At 53.7% G+C, this 3705-nt stretch carries 1 protein-coding gene; it reads left to right on the plus strand.

Annotated elements, in window-relative coordinates; all coding sequences use genetic code 11:
• A partial coding sequence (locus tag ACO0K9_RS27320; protein WP_422990434.1) for a hypothetical protein occupies positions 1-3705 on the plus strand: 3705 nt, incomplete at both ends.

A 3705-nucleotide genomic window follows, 5' to 3' on the forward strand; every position in this document is an offset into this window, starting at 1 on the left:
TACTGCCAGTATCAATGCGCTGGGTTATGTCACCTCCAAAATCTATGACGCCAATGGCAATGTCACCAGAATCACGGAATATGCCAATGCGGGTAGTGTGGATGGGAATGGTAAGCTGGTCTTGCCTATCCGCAATGATGATGACCGCATTACCGGCTTTGGCTATGACAAGGCCAACCGCCAGATCAGCCAGACCCGCGTCAATGTCGGGTTTAGTGATGGCGTGACAGATATCGCCAGTGGTCAACGCAATCGCGCCATCCTCACGACGACAAGTGAATACGATGCCATCGGTAATCTGGTGGTCAGTTGGGATATCCTGGGTAATGGCAGCTACCGTTATTACGATGCCCTGGGTCGCCTCAAAGCAGTGGTTGAACCAGGTACCACGACAGAATCTGGCGGCGCACTGAGCACACTGAAAGAATACCGCCGCGACGCCTATGGAAATGTCGTCGCCGAACGCGACTATGCGAACGGTGTAGCTTCTGCGAACAGTACAACTTACGTCGCCGCCAGTCTTAGCAGCGATGACCGCATCAGCCTGGCCCGTTATGACAACCGTGGCAATGTCGTACAAAGTACGGATGCCAATGGTGTCAGTCACTTCGCTTCTTACGATGCGCAAAACCATTTGGGCAAACAATGGCAAGCGGTGTGGAGCAACGACAGCTTGCACACCCTGTTTACTGCCTATGAATACGATGCCCTGGGTCGTCGTACTGCCACCATTACGCCTGGTTCCAATATCCAACTTAGCGCTGATGGTACACAAATTAATTACCTCAACCAGGGACAAACAGCCGTGGTGCGCAACGAAGTCAGCTACAACGCCTTTGATGAAGCCATCAGCCAGCGCAGCAATGGTGTCGAGGTCGCCCACTATGACTATGACAATGCTGGTCATCTCTGGCGCAGCAACAGCGGTGGTGTCACCAAGGTCATGCAATATGATGTACAAGGCCACCAGACTGTCACTTTAAGCAGTGCCGGTATCAGCACCGCCAGCCTCAACTTCGGCAATGGTGACCCATTGGCTAACATAGCCATTGCACAAGAGGCAGATCATGTGTCTGGCTTGCGTCGCAGCAGCACGCAGTATGATGCACTGGGCCGTGCCATCACTCTGAGCTTGCCTACCCGCGATGGCCAGACACCCGTCATCCACCAAAGCTTTGATCGCTGGGGTAACCTCACCAGCCGCAGTGACTTGAATGGCTTTGGTGGTGTGACCACTTACCAGTACGATGCGAATAACCAGTTGATCCACCAAAGCAGCCCCGATGCGACGGGTGCGCAAAGTGCCAATAGCGCCATTACCGACTTCTATTACGATATCCGGGGTCGCCAGATTGCCATCCGGGATGCCAATGGCAATGTCAACCGCATGAGCTACGACGCGCGCGGGCAGTTGATCAAGGAAACCAATGCCGATGGTGGCATTGTCAGCCATGTTTATAATGCCTTTGGTGAGCAGATTGCCCTGACGGATGCCAACGGCAACCACATCCGCTATCAGTACGACCATCTGGGTCGCCTGGTACAGTCCAGCAGCGATCCGGTTGGCCTGTACAACACCAGCACCGGCAATGTGAGCGGTAGTACCCAAAGCCTGGTCAGCACCATCAGCTATGATCAGGCCGGACGAGTCATCGCCCGGACCAATGCCAATGGTGAAACCACACGCTTTGAATATGACTTGCGCGGCAATGTCGTGTTCAGCCAGAAACCACTGGGCCAGTTTGAACAATATGCCTATGACACCCAGGACCATCAAATCGCTTATCGCGATGCCAACGGCAACATCAGCACCTGGCAGTTCAATGCACAGGGCCAGTTACAAAGCCACAAAGACATTGGTGGTGCTATCTATAGCTACCGCTATGACAGTGCCGGGCAATTGCTGCAACAAACCAATAGCCGTGGCCAGAACCTCAACTACCACTACAACGAAGCCGGACAAGTCACCCAGATCCGTGACCTGGCCACTGACAAGACCACGCTGTACAGCTACAACCTGGCCGGACAACACACGCGGGAACAAACTATCCAGGCCGATATCAGCCTGCAAAACACCCGCCTCACTTATAACGCCCAGGGCCAGATATCCCTGATTGAAGCACTGGATGATAACTACCTCACTGCACTTGGCTATGACAAGGCCGGTAATCTCTCGCATGAAAGCGATGTGCAACAGACACAGGCTACAGGTACAACCACCCGTCAGGTCAGTATCAGCGGCAGCATGCATACCGTCAGCCATGAAACGGTGGCCAGCACTTCTTTCGTGCATAACAATAACTATGCCTATGACAGCATGCAAAGGCAGATATTGGTCGAAGGGGCCAATAACAATAGTGCTGCGGACGCCAATAATGTAAACAGCACGCAAGGCCACTTGCTGACTTATGACAAGAACGGCAATGTAGCCAGTGACACCAGTTGGGGTAAGGAACTGGTGGCACAGATACCGCTGGGCACAAACGGCCAGCCGGACACCAGTCGCACCACCTATGTCGTGCGTGAAGGCCTGATCACGCGTTACTTCAGCTATGACGCGGCCAACCGTGTCAGCAGTATTGCGGTGGCCAGTTATGACGCGCAAGGTAACCGTTTGCCACAAGCCCTGGCAACGGTCGTGGATCAGCGCTTGTATGACGGTGCTGGTCGGCTCATCCAGCAAGGTATCAACAGCGGTATGGATGCACGTTATCTGCAGGCTTTGCAGGTCAGCCAGCTGGCCGCCTTTGCAGAGACGACAACCCAGGACGCCCACTATTACGATGCCAACGGCCTCATCAGAAAAGATATACGCAACAATGTGCTGGGGCAAACCGTTCAACAGGCCAACTACACCAACTATGACGCGGCAGGCCACTTGCGTGGCTACAGCATGGACGATATTGCAGGCAATCACGTCAATGTCAGTCTGGAACAAACATTGGCCGAAGGCTATTTGCAAAGCCGTGTTGAATCGGCCTACAGCAACAGTCGGGTGTCTGGTGCCAATAGCACGAATACCCAGCAATACAGCTATGACGTCAATGGCAAACAGATACAGATGGTCAACGTCAGTGTAAAGGGCAACACCAATGTGACATCCATCAAACACCAGATCACCGATGCCCGTGGCCAGGTAGTGGTGAGTGAAACGGACGGTGTTGCGACCGACATCCTACGCGTGAATGGCCAGGTGTTTAATAGCTGGACGGGCATCAATCACAATAGCTTTACCGCCAACGCGGGCAACGGCACCGGCAAGACCGATACCTGGGTCGAGCCTGTCCATGCCCTTGCTGGTAAAGCCATGATGATGACGATGATGATGGCCACTGCCAGTTCGTCTAATTTGGATGCCCTGAGAGCGGCGGTAGCAAATGCACAAAGCATTGTTGACTACTATGAGTCGGTTATTGCGTTATGGGACGATAATAATAAACCGAGTCCCTGGGATACGTCCTATGAATATCTGGCCATAGCCCAACAGCAACTTTCAGCGGCTCAAGATGACCTCGCTGCTGCCGAAGCTGCGGCTGGTTCAGGTGACGGTGGGGATAATACGCCAGGTGACGGGAACGGTACAGGTAACACTACCACGGGTGATGGTACGACAGGCAACACCGGCAACGGTACAGGCAACACTACCACGGGTGATGGTACGACAGGCAACACCGGCAACGGTACAGGTAACACTACCACGGGTGA

It is taken from the genome of Undibacterium sp. Ji50W (genome assembly GCF_049340445.1).
In the GTDB taxonomy this organism is placed as follows: domain Bacteria; phylum Pseudomonadota; class Gammaproteobacteria; order Burkholderiales; family Burkholderiaceae_D; genus Undibacterium.